This window comes from Janthinobacterium sp. GW823-FHT03B06 (assembly GCF_058796955.1).
The window spans coordinates 13,715-27,053 of sequence record NZ_JBXAJE010000008.1; the positions used below are offsets into that span (position 1 = coordinate 13,715).

14 protein-coding genes are annotated in these 13,339 nt (G+C 61.9%); 4 read left to right on the forward strand and 10 right to left on the reverse strand.

Going from position 1 to position 13,339, the window contains the following annotated elements; genetic code table 11:
* Nucleotides 1-59 precede the first annotated feature (59 nt).
* The 4 genes from AC1RBA_RS22950 to AC1RBA_RS22965 all read right to left on the reverse strand — a co-directional run bounded on the left by AC1RBA_RS22950 (nucleotide 60) and on the right by AC1RBA_RS22965 (nucleotide 4,821).
* Nucleotides 60-1,256, reverse strand: coding sequence for an acetyl-CoA C-acyltransferase (locus tag AC1RBA_RS22950; RefSeq protein ID WP_070221734.1), 1,197 nt, complete (start codon nucleotides 1,254-1,256; stop codon nucleotides 60-62).
* On the reverse strand, nucleotides 1,253-3,052 hold the full coding sequence (gene aceK / locus AC1RBA_RS22955; RefSeq protein ID WP_492419910.1) for a bifunctional isocitrate dehydrogenase kinase/phosphatase: 1,800 nt from the start codon (nucleotides 3,050-3,052) through the stop codon (nucleotides 1,253-1,255). The genes AC1RBA_RS22950 and aceK overlap by 4 nt, the downstream gene beginning before the upstream one ends.
* 53 nt (nucleotides 3,053-3,105) lie before the next feature.
* Entirely contained in the window at nucleotides 3,106-4,290 is a 1,185-nt protein-coding gene (locus AC1RBA_RS22960; protein WP_070260712.1) for an isovaleryl-CoA dehydrogenase, read from the reverse strand.
* A 126-nt stretch (nucleotides 4,291-4,416) separates the two neighbouring features.
* Nucleotides 4,417-4,821 carry a MerR family transcriptional regulator gene (locus AC1RBA_RS22965; protein WP_326459569.1) on the reverse strand — a complete coding sequence of 135 codons (405 nt, stop codon included), beginning with the start codon at nucleotides 4,819-4,821 and terminating at the stop codon, nucleotides 4,417-4,419.
* A gap of 713 nt (nucleotides 4,822-5,534) precedes the next feature.
* Between AC1RBA_RS22965 and AC1RBA_RS22970 the strand changes: the two genes are divergently transcribed.
* Nucleotides 5,535-5,942 carry a hypothetical protein gene (locus AC1RBA_RS22970; RefSeq protein WP_034753756.1) on the forward strand — a complete coding sequence of 136 codons (408 nt, stop codon included), beginning with the start codon at nucleotides 5,535-5,537 and terminating at the stop codon, nucleotides 5,940-5,942.
* Between the two features lie 62 nt (nucleotides 5,943-6,004).
* Here AC1RBA_RS22970 and AC1RBA_RS22975 read toward each other — a convergent pair whose 3' ends face one another.
* The 6 genes from AC1RBA_RS22975 to AC1RBA_RS23000 form a co-directional block, all read right to left on the reverse strand.
* Complete coding sequence (locus AC1RBA_RS22975) at nucleotides 6,005-6,340, reverse strand: hypothetical protein (protein WP_162995524.1); 336 nt, start codon at nucleotides 6,338-6,340, stop codon at nucleotides 6,005-6,007.
* Nucleotides 6,341-6,529: 189 nt separating this feature from the next.
* Entirely contained in the window at nucleotides 6,530-7,132 is a 603-nt protein-coding gene (locus AC1RBA_RS22980) for a UbiX family flavin prenyltransferase (RefSeq protein ID WP_492419911.1), read from the reverse strand.
* Nucleotides 7,125-7,436 carry a Grx4 family monothiol glutaredoxin gene (grxD, locus tag AC1RBA_RS22985; RefSeq protein WP_034753766.1) on the reverse strand — a complete coding sequence of 104 codons (312 nt, stop codon included), beginning with the start codon at nucleotides 7,434-7,436 and terminating at the stop codon, nucleotides 7,125-7,127. Before grxD ends, AC1RBA_RS22980 begins: the two co-directional genes overlap by 8 nt.
* 105 nt (nucleotides 7,437-7,541) lie before the next feature.
* The gene (locus AC1RBA_RS22990) at nucleotides 7,542-8,012 is read right to left on the reverse strand and encodes a GNAT family N-acetyltransferase (RefSeq protein WP_492419912.1); all 471 of its coding nucleotides are present in this window, start codon (nucleotides 8,010-8,012) and stop codon (nucleotides 7,542-7,544) included.
* 4 nt (nucleotides 8,013-8,016) lie between these two features.
* Nucleotides 8,017-10,365, reverse strand: coding sequence for a Tex family protein (locus AC1RBA_RS22995; RefSeq protein ID WP_070221739.1), 2,349 nt, complete (start codon nucleotides 10,363-10,365; stop codon nucleotides 8,017-8,019).
* A gap of 94 nt (nucleotides 10,366-10,459) precedes the next feature.
* Nucleotides 10,460-10,825: a hypothetical protein gene (locus AC1RBA_RS23000; protein WP_409027560.1), complete on the reverse strand. Its 366-nt coding sequence runs from the start codon at nucleotides 10,823-10,825 to the stop codon at nucleotides 10,460-10,462.
* Nucleotides 10,826-11,085: 260 nt separating this feature from the next.
* Here AC1RBA_RS23000 and AC1RBA_RS23005 point away from each other — a divergent pair, with 260 nt between their 5' ends.
* The 3 genes from AC1RBA_RS23005 to AC1RBA_RS23015 are packed head-to-tail and all read left to right on the forward strand — an operon-like array spanning nucleotide 11,086 to nucleotide 13,248.
* Nucleotides 11,086-11,748: a secretin and TonB N-terminal domain-containing protein gene (locus AC1RBA_RS23005; RefSeq protein ID WP_492419913.1), complete on the forward strand. Its 663-nt coding sequence runs from the start codon at nucleotides 11,086-11,088 to the stop codon at nucleotides 11,746-11,748.
* Between the two features lie 2 nt (nucleotides 11,749-11,750).
* Nucleotides 11,751-12,308, forward strand: coding sequence for an RNA polymerase sigma factor (locus AC1RBA_RS23010; protein ID WP_070221741.1), 558 nt, complete (start codon nucleotides 11,751-11,753; stop codon nucleotides 12,306-12,308).
* A complete protein-coding gene (locus AC1RBA_RS23015; protein WP_492404863.1) occupies nucleotides 12,301-13,248 on the forward strand; it encodes a FecR family protein in 948 nt (315 codons plus the stop codon). Before AC1RBA_RS23010 ends, AC1RBA_RS23015 begins: the two co-directional genes overlap by 8 nt.
* Nucleotides 13,249-13,339: the final 91 nt, after the last annotated feature.

The following is a 13,339-nucleotide window of genomic DNA, read 5'->3' on the forward strand; positions in this document are numbered from 1 at the left end:
AAAATAAAATGAAAGGCGTGCACCGTGAACCGCGGTGCGCGCCCGTGCTCAGGAACAGCTTATACCAGTTCGATCGCCATTGCCGTCGCTTCGCCGCCGCCGATGCACAGGGCCGCCACGCCGCGCTTGCCGCCGGTTTTTTTCAGGGCGCCCAGCAGGGTGACGATGATGCGCGCGCCCGAGGCGCCGATCGGGTGGCCCAGCGCGCAGGCGCCGCCGTGGATGTTGATCTTGCTGTGTGGAATGTCGAGGTCGTGCATGGCGGCCATGGGCACGGCGGCGAACGCTTCATTGATCTCGAACAAGTCCACATTGCTGCTGCTCCAGCCCGTCTTGGCGTAGAGTTTCTTGACGGCGCCGATGGGGGCCGTGGTGAACTCGTTCGGCGCCTGCGCATGCGTGGCGTGGCCGTGGATTTTCGCGATGACGGTGCAGCCCAGTTTTTTCGCCGTCGATTCGCGCATCAGCACCAGGGCTGCCGCGCCATCGTTGATCGACGACGACGAGGCGGCCGTGATGGTGCCATCCTTCTTGAACGCCGCCTTCAAGGTCGGGATTTTTTCCAGGCGGGCTTTTTGCGGGCCTTCATCGATGCTGACGACGGTGTCGCCGCCGCGGCCGGAAACGGTGACTGGCACGATTTCCCATTCGAAACTGCCATCTTTGGTAGCGGCCTGCGCGCGTTTCACGGATTCGATGGCAAACGCGTCCTGCGCTTCGCGCGTGAACTGGTACTGGCTGGCGCACTCTTCGGCAAACGTGCCCATCGAGCGGGCATTGCCCTTTTCATCGCGGCTGTAGGCGTCTTCCAGGCCATCCATCATCATGTGGTCATAGATCATGCCGTGGCCGATGCGGTAGCCGCCGCGCGCCTTCGGCACCAGGTAGGGGGCGTTGGTCATCGATTCCATGCCGCCCGCCACCACCACGTCGGCGCTGCCGGCGAGCAAGGTGTCGTGCGCGAACATGGTCGTCTGCATGGCCGAGCCGCACATCTTCGACAGGGTCACGGCGCCCGTGGAATCGGGCAAGCCTGCCTTGCGCAAGGCCTGGCGCGCGGGCGCCTGGCCCTGGCCAGCCATCAGGCAATTGCCGAAAAACACGTGCTCGACGGCATCCGGCGCCACGCCGGCCCGTTCGACGGCGGCGCGGATGGCCACGGCGCCCAGGTCGCTGGCGGTGACGTTGGCAAAGTCGCCCTGGAAGGCGCCCATGGGGGTGCGCGCGGCACCGACGATTACGACTGGATCATTCATGTTGGATCTCCGGTTGATGGGTGGGAAGGTGACTGCATACAAAAACGCAGGTGCTGCGGATATGGGAAGACGTCCTCGATATGGCCGTCTTCGATGCGCTGCTTGCGCGCCTGCCAGTAGGCGGCCGTCAGCAGGTCGGCATGGTGCTGCATGAAATATTTACGGATGCGTGGATTGCCCAGCAGGAAGGTGCCGAATTGTTCGGGAAACACATCGTGCTTGCCGATGGGATACCACGGTTCGGCCGACATTTCTTCCTCCTCCGTGCGGGCTTGCGGGATGACGCGGAACTGGCAATCGGTGATGTACTCGATTTCATCGTAATCGTAAAAAACGACACGCTGATGACGGGTCACGCCAAAGTTTTTATACAGCATGTCGCCAGGAAAAATATTTGCCGCCACCAGTTCCTTGATGGCGTTGCCATACTCGACGATGGCGTGTTCCACCAGGTCATCGCGGCCTTCCTTCTCGGCATTGCTCAGCCACATGTTCAGCGGCACCATGCGCCGTTCGATGTACAGGTGGCGGATGATGATCTGCCCGTGCTCTTCTTCGATCAGCGAGGGGGCGAACTGCTTCAGCTCGGCCAGCAGTTCCGCGGCAAAGCGGGCGCGGGGAAAAGCCACGCTGGAATACTCGAGCGTGTCGGCCATGCGGCCCACGCGGTCGTGGTGTTTCACCAGCAAATACTTTTGCTGGACTTGCGCGCGCGTGGTTTCCTTGGGAGGAGGAAAGAAATCCTTGATCACCTTGAAGACATACGGAAACGACGGCAGGGCAAATACCAGCATCACCAGGCCGCGAATGCCGGGGGCGCTCTCGAAGTGGTCCGACGAGTGTTTTAAATGCTGCAGGTAGTCGCGGTAAAACAAGGTCTTGCCCTGCTTTTGCAAGCCCAGTATCGTATAAATCTCACTGCGAGGCTTGCGCGGGAGCAAACTTCGGAGAAATTGTACGTAGGCGGACGGTACTTCCATATCCACCAGGAAATACGCGCGCGTAAACGAAAACAGCACGGCGATCTGCTGCTGCTCGAACAGCACCGTATCGAGCACCAGCTTGCCGTGGCGGTTGTGCAGGATGGGCACGACGAACGGGTATTCGCGGTTGCCGTTGATGGCCTTGCCGACCAGGTAGGCGCCCTTGTTGCGGTAGAACAAACTGGTCAGGACCTGGAGCTGGTGGTTCGGCTCCAGCCGGTCGCTGCCGAACAGCTGCTGCAGGCGCGCTTCAACCTGGGCCACGTCGCGCTCCAGGTTGGCAAATGCGCAGTCCAGCTGGAAGTTGTTCACCATGCGCGTCAGGGTATCGCGCAAGCCGTCCTGGCCCGGGTAATACACGCGGTAGGTGGGTGCGGGGTCTTGCGTTTCGATGTATTCCGTGGAAACGACGGGGCGCACGAAAATATAGTCGTTATTGAAATACGTGCGGTGCAGGATGTTGCAGCAGACGGAATTGAAGAAGGTTTCCGCCAGTTCCGGCTGCTTGTGTTCCGTCAGCATGCCGATGTAGTGCAGCTTGAGTTCTCGCCACACTTCGTCGCTCAACTCCGACTCTTCGTACTCATCTTCAAGCATCTGCACGCATTCCTGCACGCGCTTGTCATAAAAGTCGATGCGTTCGCGGGCCGCCGTCTGTGCCGCGCTCCAGGCGCCTTGCTCGAAATACCGCTTGGCTTGCTGGCTCGTTGCGCGGAACAGGCGGTAATGCTTGTCAAAGCCGTCGCGGATGGTGCGCGCGATATCGAATGCAATCTGGGAAGAGAGCAATTTGGGGAAGGCAATGTGCGTCATAGCTGTGCTCGCATGAATGGCTCCTCACCCAGTCGATCGCCGCGCGCCCGTGCTTACTTGGTTTCCGCAAACAGTTCGCGGCCTATCAGCATGCGGCGGATTTCGCTGGTCCCGGCGCCGATTTCGTACAGCTTGGCATCGCGCCACAGGCGGCCGGCCGGATACTCGTTGATGTAGCCGTTGCCGCCCAGTGCCTGGATCGCTTCGCCCGCCATCCAGGTCGCCTTTTCCGCACTATACAGAATGGCGCCGGCCGCATCCTTGCGCAACTGGCGCACGGCTTCCGGCGTGGTGGCGCGGTCGCAAGCCTGGCCCACGGCGTAGACATAGGCCTTGCACGCCATCATGGTCGAATACATATCGGCCAGCTTACCTTGCATCAACTGGAATTCGCCGATGGGCTGGCCGAATTGCTTGCGGTCATGCACGTAGGGCACGACCAGGTCCATGCAGGCCTGCATGATGCCCAGCGGGCCGCCGGACAGCACGGTGCGCTCGAAATCGAGGCCCGACATCAGCACGTTGACGCCCTTGCCCAAGCCGCCGAGCACGTTTTCGGCCGGTACTTCGCAATCCTGGAATACCAGTTCGCCCGTGTGCGAGCCGCGCATGCCCAGCTTGTCGAGCTTTTGCGCGATGGAAAAGCCCTTGAAATTCTTTTCGATCAGGAAGGCCGTCATGCCGCGCGGACCCGCTTCCAGGTCGTTTTTCGCGTACACCACCAGCACGTCCGCGTCGGGGCCGTTGGTGATCCACATCTTGGTGCCGTTCAAGACCCAGCGGTCGCCCTTGAAGTCGGCGCGCAGCTTCATGCTGACGACGTCCGAGCCCGCGTTCGGTTCCGACATGGCCAGGGCGCCGATGTGTTCGCCCGTGATCAGTTTCGGCAGGTACTTCGCTTTTTGCTCGGCCGTGCCGTTGCGCTTGATCTGGTTCACGCACAGGTTCGAGTGGGCGCCGTAGGACAGGCCGACGGAAGCCGAGGCGCGCGAGATTTCTTCCATGGCGATGATGTGCGCCAGGTAACCCATGCCGGCGCCGCCGTATTCTTCGCTGACGGTGATGCCGAGCAAGCCCATGTCGCCCATCTTGCGCCACAGGTCCATGGGGAACTGGTCGGTGCGGTCGATCTCGGCCGCGCGCGGCGCGATTTCGGCGGCGGCAAATTGTTGGATCGCTTCGCGCAGGGAGGCGATGTCGTCGCCGTGGTCAAAGGTCAAGCCTGGGAGATGGAGCATGTCGTCCTCGTCGTCGTTATAAGTGTGGCGGTCATGGGTGCCGGGTCAGTGAAGCTATGATACTCAGTTGTGACGTTTACGTAAACGTAAAGTGGCGCGCGCGGCAGGTGTGCGCCGCTTGCCTTGCTAGCTTGTTTGCGCCTTATCAATATTCAAGTCCGCCAGCATGCGCGCGCACGCGTCTTCATGCGCGCTGATTTCCGCCAGCGCCATTTCGATATCGATGCGCTGCTGCTCCAGGGTTTGCCGGTGCTGCGCCAGCACGCCCAGGAAGCGGTCCATCTGCGCGCGCGTGTCCTTCGGCGACTCGTACATGTCGACCAGGCTCTTGATCTCCGACAAGGCCAGGCCCAGGCGCTTGCCGCGCAGGGTCAGCTTCAGGCGGGTGCGGTCGCGCGGCGTGTAGACGCGGCTGCGGCCGCCGGCGCCTTCGCGTTTCGGGCTGAGCAAGCCCTGGTCTTCATAGAAACGGATGGCGCGCGCCGTGATGTCGAATTCCCGCGCCAGTTCGGTAATGGTATAGGTCGTCATGGGTGCGGGCGGTGTCGGTTGCATGGGTGGTCGGTCGTCAGATGGGATGCGGCGAGACAGGTGGTGGCAAAGTGCCGTTTACGTCAACGTCAATACTATTGTAGCGTGCCCTGCCCGTGCTGCAACAAAGAAAAAAGAAGGCGTAAAGGGAGAATTTGGCGAATCAGACAACAATTACTGAAAATAAATTGATTCTTCTTGCACAAACGCGCTTAAGATCGAGAGTTGGTGGCCAAGATGACACCAAAAAGAGCTTTCCTGGCATAACGGCGACATTCTTTTCGCTGCGATGGCAGTAAAATTTTTTAGGTGCAGATTCTTTCCAGTAGGCACGATCAAAAAACAACGTTTCACTATGAACACGTCGTTCATGTCGTTTCCATATTGGAAACAAAATGGCCCTTCTGAAAACTTTGTCTACAAGAAATTGTATGACATGGGCATTGCATGTATCGGCAGAGGAGGGCATTATCCGATACCGTACGTTGTAATGCCAAACCGAGGCTTTGAATCGTGCTGCAGTGCGAAAATCAAGGCTAGCCGCGAATTTGACCCGAAGCCACGCAGAATCGCAAGAGAAAATTCGGCCCACTTTTTGACCTGAAAAGCCCGGCCGGAGTGTTAATTGTTAATTGATACTCTTTTCAAATGTAACAATCTGTATGGTCATTCAAGAAACTGACTTTCATGTTACAACATGAAATAGTACACCTATGAATTCTTCTAACGAACGCGAAAGCTTCAGCCAGCGACTTCAGTTGGCTCTCAAAAACGCCCATTACTCTCCAGACAGCCCGACCAGACTGGCCCGGGAATTCAACATCCGTTTCGATGGACGCCCGATTACTGTGCATGCAGCTAGGAAATGGTTAGTAGGTGAAGCAATTCCCACGCAAGAAAAATTGCGCATGATTGCCCAATGGTTGGGCGTTCCCGCGGAATGGTTGCGTTTTGGCGGTCCGGAAAGCGCCACGCCGAATGGTGAAGCGGGCAGCGCTTTATCGCGCTTTGAGTCCGCCGATGTGAAATTAATTGCCGATTTGCAAAGATTAGATGAACATCATCGTCAAATCGCGCGAGAATTTATTCGCATGCTGGTGAGAGTCAACTACCAAAAGTAAGCATTCAGGCCCTCCCCGGCCGGCGCCGTCCGCCTTACGCTGGCGGCGCTCCCCCTGTCCTTTTATTTGCGCAAGGTCATACTGGAGACATGATTTTGCCGCACAATAAGACCTCGCATGTTGCGCTGCAGCGGAATTATTTGACAATAATCCCGTACGCAGCGGCGCAGCGGCCAATACCAGCGCATAATCACATCAGAAGCAGCCAGTTCATCCACTACGGAGCCGAGCATTTGAGCCGTCTTATGAAAAGTAACTACAGCAATACCGCGCAGCTGAAGGACTTGATGACCGTGCCCCCCATGACTGCCGCGCAACATGCGGAAGTGATGCGCAAACGGATCGCCCACCGCAGGATGGTTGAAGAAGCCAGGGATTTGAAGCAGGCCAGTGCTCATCAGTTCGACAAGAGGTGAGGGATGCCTGACCAAAGCTACTGCGCGTCGCGCTTTGCGGCCGGCGATGCTCACCGTGCTAGAGCACGGTTGCGCTTCTCGGCCACAAATCACTGCCGCTCGCTACGCTTTTGTCAGGCATCGTGACTTGGCAGGGGTTTCCCCGCCTATAAGTTGATTGCGTTGGTGATGTCAGGTTTCTGACGCTTTAAGGCCATTCCACCGCGGTGCCAGGTCGTGCTCGATGCCGAGCAGGTCGATGACCCTCGCGACCGTATGGTCGACCATCTCCGCAATGCTCTGCGGGTGGTGATAAAAGCTCGGTAAGGGCGGGAAGATGATGCCGCCCATTTCGGTCACGGCCGTCATATTGCGCAGGTGCGCCAGGTTGAACGGCGTTTCGCGCACCATCAGGATCAGGCGCCGGCGCTCCTTGAGCACCACATCGGCGGCCCGCGTGATCAGATTATCCGACAAGCCGTGCGCCACGGCCGCCAGGGTCTTCATCGAGCACGGCGCGACGACCATGCCATCCGATTGAAACGAGCCGCTGGCGATCGACGCGCCGATGTCGCGCAGCTTGTGCACGACGTGCGCCTGCGCTTCGACGTCCTTGCGCCCCACGCCCGTTTCCTGGTGCAGGGTCAAAACAGCGGCATCGGACAGGACCAGATGCGTCTCGACGCCGGGGATGGCGCCGAGCAATTGCAGCAGCCGCAAGCCATACACGGCGCCCGTGGCGCCCGTGATGGCCACGACGACACGGCGCGGCCGCTGCGTTTGGCTATCAGGCATCCAGCAGGGACTTCAGTTCGCCCGATTCAAACATTTCATTCATGATATCGGAACCACCGATGAACTCGCCTTTGACATACAGCTGCGGAATGGTCGGCCAGTTCGAGTAATCCTTGATGCCCTGGCGAACTTCCGGGTCGTCCAGCACGTTGACGGTGGCAATGTTTTCCACGCCGCACGCTTTCAGGATCTGGATGGCGCGGCCGGAAAAGCCGCACTGCGGGAACTGGGCCGTGCCCTTCATGAACAGCACGACTGGCGTGTTCGTCACGGTTTCTTTGATCCAGGTTTGTACGTCGCTCATAGCTGCCTCTGATGGGTAAATAAATAGATGCCGTCATTTTATAAGAAAACGACGGCACGGGTATGCGCTCAAGTCATAAATCGGGCAAGTCAGCCACGTTGACGCTTATATGGTCTTGCCCAGACAGGTCGATTGTGCCGCGCCCACGTATTTGCCCCAGGCAACGACCGGCACATAGCCGTGTTTGGCATAAAACGCCACCGCGCGGCCATTCGCCACGCGGGTGGACAGGTGCAGGGCCTGGTAGCCATGCCGGCGCGCCTGCGCCTCCACGTGGGCCAGCAGGGCCGCGCCCACGCCCGTGCTGTCGGGGCGCGCATACATGCGCTTGAGTTCGCCTATGGAACTGTCCGGCCCGCCCAGCGGGCGCAGGGCGGCGCAGCCGAGCAGAGCGCCGCTGGCATCGCGGGCCAGGTAAAAGCCGCCGCGCGGCGTTGCCGCTTCGACATCGAAGGAGGAACGGCCGCTGTCGCCGTTGATGCGCAGCAGCGCGTCCGACAATGCGTCGAGCAGCAGCTGGGCATCCGGGCTGGCGGCGTCCACCGCCAGGATGACGAGGTCATGCCTGGCGGCCATGGGCTTAGCCGCGCAGCTTGGCGAAGGCGGCGGCCATGCTGCCGGCCGGCTCGGGCGCGTTGCGCGACTGCGACTGGTGCTGCGCCATGCTGCGGCGGTCGTTGCGGTCGCCACGCTGCTCGGGTTTGCTGCCCGCTTGCGGCGCGCTGTCCGTCAGGCGCATGGTCAGCGCGATGCGCTTGCGCTTCTCGTCGACTTCCAGCACTTTCACGCGCACGACCTGGCCTGCTTTCACCACCGTGTGCGGGTCCTTGACGAAGGTGTTCGACAGGGCCGAGATGTGCACGAGGCCATCCTGGTGCACGCCGATATCGACGAAGGCGCCAAAGGCGGCCACGTTGGTGACCACGCCTTCGAGAATCATGTCCGGGCGCAAGTCGCGGATTTCTTCCACGCCTTCCTTGAAGGTGGCGGTGGTAAATTCTGGACGCGGGTCGCGGCCCGGCTTTTCCAGTTCCTTCAAAATATCGCTAATGGTCGGCACGCCGAAGGTTTCATCCGCATATTTTGCCGGGCTGAGGGTTTTCAGCAGCGCCGTTTCGCCGATGACGGCCTTGATGTCCTTCTTGATGTCCGCCAAAATCTTTTCCACCAGCGGGTACGATTCCGGGTGGACGGCCGAGGCGTCCAGCGGGTTCTCTCCGCCCATCACGCGCAGGAAGCCCGCCGCCTGCTCGTAGGTCTTGTCGCCCAGGCGCGGCACGGCCTTCAAGGCTGCGCGCGAGGTGAACGCGCCCTTCATGTCGCGGTAGGTGACGATGCTTTGCGCCACGCTGGCCGACAGGCCGGACACACGCGCCAGCAGCGGCGCCGATGCCGTGTTGACGTCCACGCCCACGGCATTCACGCAATCTTCCACCACGGCATCGAGCGAGCGTGCCAGCTGGCTTTGACTGACGTCATGCTGGTACTGGCCCACGCCGATCGATTTCGGGTCAATCTTGACCAGCTCGGCCAGCGGGTCTTGCAGGCGGCGCGCGATCGAGACGGCGCCGCGCAGCGACACATCCATGTCCGGCAATTCCTTCGAGGCGAATTCGGACGCCGAATACACCGACGCGCCCGCTTCCGAGACGACGATCTTCGTCATCTTCGCTTCCGGATGCTGCTTGATCAAATCCTGCGCCAACTTGTCCGTTTCGCGCGAGGCGGTGCCGTTGCCAATCGAAATCAAGGACACATTGTGCTTGGCGGCAAGACGACCCAGCGTGTGCAAGGAGCCATCCCAGTCGTTCTTCGGCTGGTGCGGGTAGATCACGGCCGTGTCGACCACTTTACCGGTGGCATCGACCACGGCGACCTTGACGCCCGTGCGCAAGCCGGGATCGAGGCCCATGGTGGCGCGCTGGCCGGCCGGCGCGGCCAGCAGCAGCGCTTTCAGATTGGTGGCGAAGACGTTGATCGCGTCAAGTTCCGAGCGTTCGCGCAGCGCGCCCATCAGTTCAGTTTCCAGGTGCATGAAGCTTTTCACGCGCCAGGTCCAGCGCGCCGTGTCCGCCAGCCACTTGTCGGCCGGACGGCCTTGCTGCTTGATGCCGAAGCGGGCGGCGATGCGGCCTTCGCACGGATTGTGCGGCGCATCCCATTTCGGTTTTTCCGCTTCCGTGTCCAGGCGCAGGGTGACGTCGAGGATGCCTTCGCGGCGGCCGCGCAGCAGGGCCAGCGCGCGGTGCGAAGGTACAGTGGAAATGGTTTCCGAGTAATCAAAATAATCGGCGAATTTTTCGCCTTCGTCCTGCTTGCCTTCCACCACTTTCGATTCGACGATGCCGTGTTCCTGCACGTATTCGCGCAAGGTTTGCAGCAGGGTCGCGTCTTCGGCGAAGCGCTCCATCAGAATTTGGCGCGCGCCGTCGAGGGCCGCCTTGGTGTCGGCCACGCCCGGGTTGTTGCCGTCGGCACTAGTAAACGCGTCGCGCAGGAACTTGCCCGCTTCCATTTCCGGCGTCAGTTCCGGGTTCTCCAGCAAGCCGTCGGCCAGCGGCATCAGGCCCGCTTCGATGGCGATCTGCGCCTTCGTGCGGCGCTTCTGCTTGTATGGCAAATACAGGTCTTCCAGGCGCGTCTTGTCTTCCGCGTGCATGACGGCGTCGAGCAGCTCGGGCGTCATCTTGTTCTGTTCCGTGATCGACGCCACGATGGCGGCGCGCCGCTCTTCCAGCTCGCGCAGGTAGCGCAAGCGCTCTTCGAGCAGGCGCAGCTGGATATCGTCGAGGCCGCCGGTCGCTTCCTTGCGGTAACGGGCGATGAAGGGCACGGTGGCGCCTTCGTCGAGCAGTTCGATGGCGGCGGCAACCTGCACCGGTTTGGCGGCAAGTTCAAGGGCAAGGCGTTGTTCGATAGTGGGCAGCATGGTTGTTTCCAGAGCGATCAAGCCTGGAATGATACGCAATCGGCGCGATTGCGCAATCTTGACAGCGCAAATGGACTGTGCGTTGACAAGCGCTTCAACGGGGCGGCAGCAGCGGGCTGGCGGGCGCGGGAGCCGGCGGCCTCTGCGGCGTGACGGACTTGCCAAAGGCATTGCCCATGCGGTGTTCGAGGGCGGCGCGGTTGTACAGCCCCAGCTGGTTCGATGGCCGCTGCATGATCGCTTCGGCGCCGGACAGGGCGGGCGGCGGCCGGTTCATGGTGTTGCTATTCGGCAATAATTTTTCATTCAGGCAAGACATCGATGGCGCGCGCTGGCCGTTCGCTTCCACTTCCACGCAGCCCTTTGGCGGCGCGGCGGCCTTCACGACGACGGTGTGCTCGTCCGCCTGCGCGGGCAGGGCGGCGCAGGCCAACAGCAACAGTGATAACAGGCGTGCCATGGCGGCTCCCGGAGTGGTGGATCAGGCGTTCAGCATAGCAAGATCATATGTCGCGGCGATGACACAGGCCGGCATGCGGGCCGACGCCATGTCATGCAGTTGTCATTTTATGAAGCTACCATCTTGCCATTCTGCAGACAACATTGCAGTCAAGACACTTCATGAGCAGGATTTTTCGTTGCGTCCCCAGGAAAATGACACTAAGCCACCGCCGCGCCGCAAGGGGCAATGCCCTGTCTGCCTGCTTGCTGATGACATTGATGACATTGATGACATTCGTGCGGCCGGCTGCGGGTGCGGACGGTGCTGACGCCAGCGCGCACTCTACCCTGCGCTTCGACTTGCCCGCCCAGCCGCTCGACGCGGCCCTGGTGGCGTTTGGCGAAGTGACCGGGTATTCCGTGCTCGTCAGCAGCCAGCTGGCGGCCGGCAGAGTGGCAGCGCCCGTGCGCGGCGACTACACGCCGGCTGAAGCGCTGCAGCGCTTGCTGGCCGGCACGCAACTGGGCGCGCGCTTTAGCGGCAGCAATGCGTTTACCTTGCTGGCGCTGGCCGACGCCCCGGCAGCGCCGGCGCCCTTGCCGGCCCAGGCCGCTCCTGCCGCGCCACCGCTGCAAGGCTATGCGGTCATCCTGCAGCGTTCGCTCACGCGCGCCCTGTGCCGCTTGCATCCGGACGCTTTCGGCCGCTACCGCCTGGCCTTCCAGTTGTGGCTCGACGAGCGGGGCAAGGTGCGCGCCGTCCACGTGCTGGAAGCGAGCGGTGTGGAACAGCGCGACAACGCCGTAGTGCAGCGTCTGCGCAGCCTGCTGATGGACGGCGCGCCACCGGCGGGCTTGCCGCAGCCGCTGACGATCCTGCTGACGCCGCGGCCCGACCCAGGGGCCGATTGCGCGCCCTACCTGCCGGCCGGAGCGACTTGACGATGTCGGACTTGCTGAAAGCCACCTTGCGCAAGCTGTTCCTGGAACGCTATGGACAGTTTCGCCGCCACCTGCAGCGCCGCCTGGGCTCGGAAGACCTGGCCAACGACGCGCTGCATGAGACATATTTAAGAGTGGAAAAGATGACCGCGCCCGAAGCGATCAGCTATCCGTCCGCGTATCTGATGCGCATCGCCATCAACATTGCGGAAGATCAACGCCGCGACAATGCGCGCCTGCTCAGCCTTCCCGATATCGACGACTTGTACGAGATGGCCGACGAGCTGGCCGACCCGGCCCGCACCTTCAGCGCGCGCGCCGAACTGGAAGAACTGGAGCGGGCCTTGCAGGAGTTGCCGAAACGCCGGCGCGCCATCGTCATCGCCGCCCGCGTCGATCAGTTGCCGCACCGCGACATCGCCGAGCGCTTCGGCATTTCCGCCCGCACGGTGGAGAAGGAATTGCGCGCCGGCCTCGAACATTGCTGCGAGCGCATGGGACGCGATTTCATCCAGCGCTTCGGTCCCGGCGCGGGAAAAACGTCTAAACATCATGATTGAACAAGCGGAAGACGACATGAGTGTCATCCAGAAGGAAGCGCAGGCATGGGTCGTGCGCCTGGCCTCGGGCCAGGTCAGCGAACGCGATGCGCAAGTGTTTCGCCACTGGTGCGCGCGCAGCCGCAGGCATGCGACGGCGTTTGCCGAGGCGCGCGCCGTGTGGGGCGCCATGGCGCCGGCCGCGCGCGCCGTCAAGCGGGCACAGGCGCCAGTGAATACGGCGCGGCGCGCCTGGCTGGGCGCCGGCGTGGCCGCCTCGCTGGGCTTGCTGGTGTTGCGCCCGCCGACGGACCTGTGGCCGGCCGTGGCGGGCCTGGCCGCCGACTACGCGACGGGCACGGGCGAGCAGCGCGAAGTGGCGCTCGATGGCGGTGTGCTGGTGCAGATGAATACGCAGACGCGCCTCGATGCGGCGCCCGTGCAGGACGGCGCCGCATCGCTGGTGCTGCTGGCGGGCGAGGCGGAATTCCAGGCCGGCCTGCGCGGTGCGGCGCGGGTGCGCGTGCAGGCGGGCGACGGCAGCGTGTCGGCCGGCAGCGCGCGCTTCAATATCCGCCTGTTCGGCCAGGAAGTGTGCGTGACGTGCCTGGCGGGCCGCTTGCGCGTGGCGCAGGCCGGCCACGATGCGGAACTGGCGGCGGGCCAGCAGCTGCGCTACCGGCCCGAGCATTTCGGCATTGCCCGCGCGGTGGCAAAAAGCGACGTCAGCGCGTGGCGCCACCGGCTGCTGGTTTTTAAACAAAGCACCCTGGCCGAGGTGGTGGACGAGGTGAACCGCTACCGTCCCGGCAAGCTGATCCTCAATGGTGACGCCTTGAAACAGACGCGCGTGCAAGCGAGCTTTTCGCTCGACCGCCTCGACGACGTGATCGCCCTGATCCAGGATGCGTATGGCGCGCGCGTGACGCGGCTGCCGGGCGGCATCGTGCTGTTCGGCTGAACCCCGCCTTGGCGCGCCAAGGCGGAGCGCCAATTATGACATTTTGATGACCTTTTGCAGTCCCGGACCTTGTTCCCTGTCAATGCTGCTG

Bases quoted from the DNA above. Each gene is read 5' to 3' on its own strand.
- AC1RBA_RS23000 (WP_409027560.1), bottom strand. From the start codon at position 10,825: ATGGCACGCCTGTTATCACTGTTGCTGTTGGCCTGCGCCGCCCTGCCC.
- AC1RBA_RS22980 (WP_492419911.1), bottom strand. From the start codon at position 7,132: ATGCCTGATAGCCAAACGCAGCGGCCGCGCCGTGTCGTCGTGGCCATC.
- AC1RBA_RS22950 (WP_070221734.1), bottom strand. From the start codon at position 1,256: ATGAATGATCCAGTCGTAATCGTCGGTGCCGCGCGCACCCCCATGGGC.
- AC1RBA_RS23015 (WP_492404863.1), top strand. From the start codon at position 12,301: ATGATTGAACAAGCGGAAGACGACATGAGTGTCATCCAGAAGGAAGCG.
- AC1RBA_RS22960 (WP_070260712.1), bottom strand. From the start codon at position 4,290: ATGCTCCATCTCCCAGGCTTGACCTTTGACCACGGCGACGACATCGCC.
- aceK (WP_492419910.1), bottom strand. From the start codon at position 3,052: ATGACGCACATTGCCTTCCCCAAATTGCTCTCTTCCCAGATTGCATTC.
- AC1RBA_RS22965 (WP_326459569.1), bottom strand. From the start codon at position 4,821: ATGACGACCTATACCATTACCGAACTGGCGCGGGAATTCGACATCACG.
- AC1RBA_RS22970 (WP_034753756.1), top strand. From the start codon at position 5,535: ATGAATTCTTCTAACGAACGCGAAAGCTTCAGCCAGCGACTTCAGTTG.
- AC1RBA_RS22975 (WP_162995524.1), bottom strand. From the start codon at position 6,340: ATGAGCACTGGCCTGCTTCAAATCCCTGGCTTCTTCAACCATCCTGCG.
- AC1RBA_RS22995 (WP_070221739.1), bottom strand. From the start codon at position 10,365: ATGCTGCCCACTATCGAACAACGCCTTGCCCTTGAACTTGCCGCCAAA.
- AC1RBA_RS23005 (WP_492419913.1), top strand. From the start codon at position 11,086: ATGACATTGATGACATTCGTGCGGCCGGCTGCGGGTGCGGACGGTGCT.
- AC1RBA_RS22990 (WP_492419912.1), bottom strand. From the start codon at position 8,012: ATGGCCGCCAGGCATGACCTCGTCATCCTGGCGGTGGACGCCGCCAGC.
- grxD (WP_034753766.1), bottom strand. From the start codon at position 7,436: ATGAGCGACGTACAAACCTGGATCAAAGAAACCGTGACGAACACGCCA.
- AC1RBA_RS23010 (WP_070221741.1), top strand. From the start codon at position 11,751: ATGTCGGACTTGCTGAAAGCCACCTTGCGCAAGCTGTTCCTGGAACGC.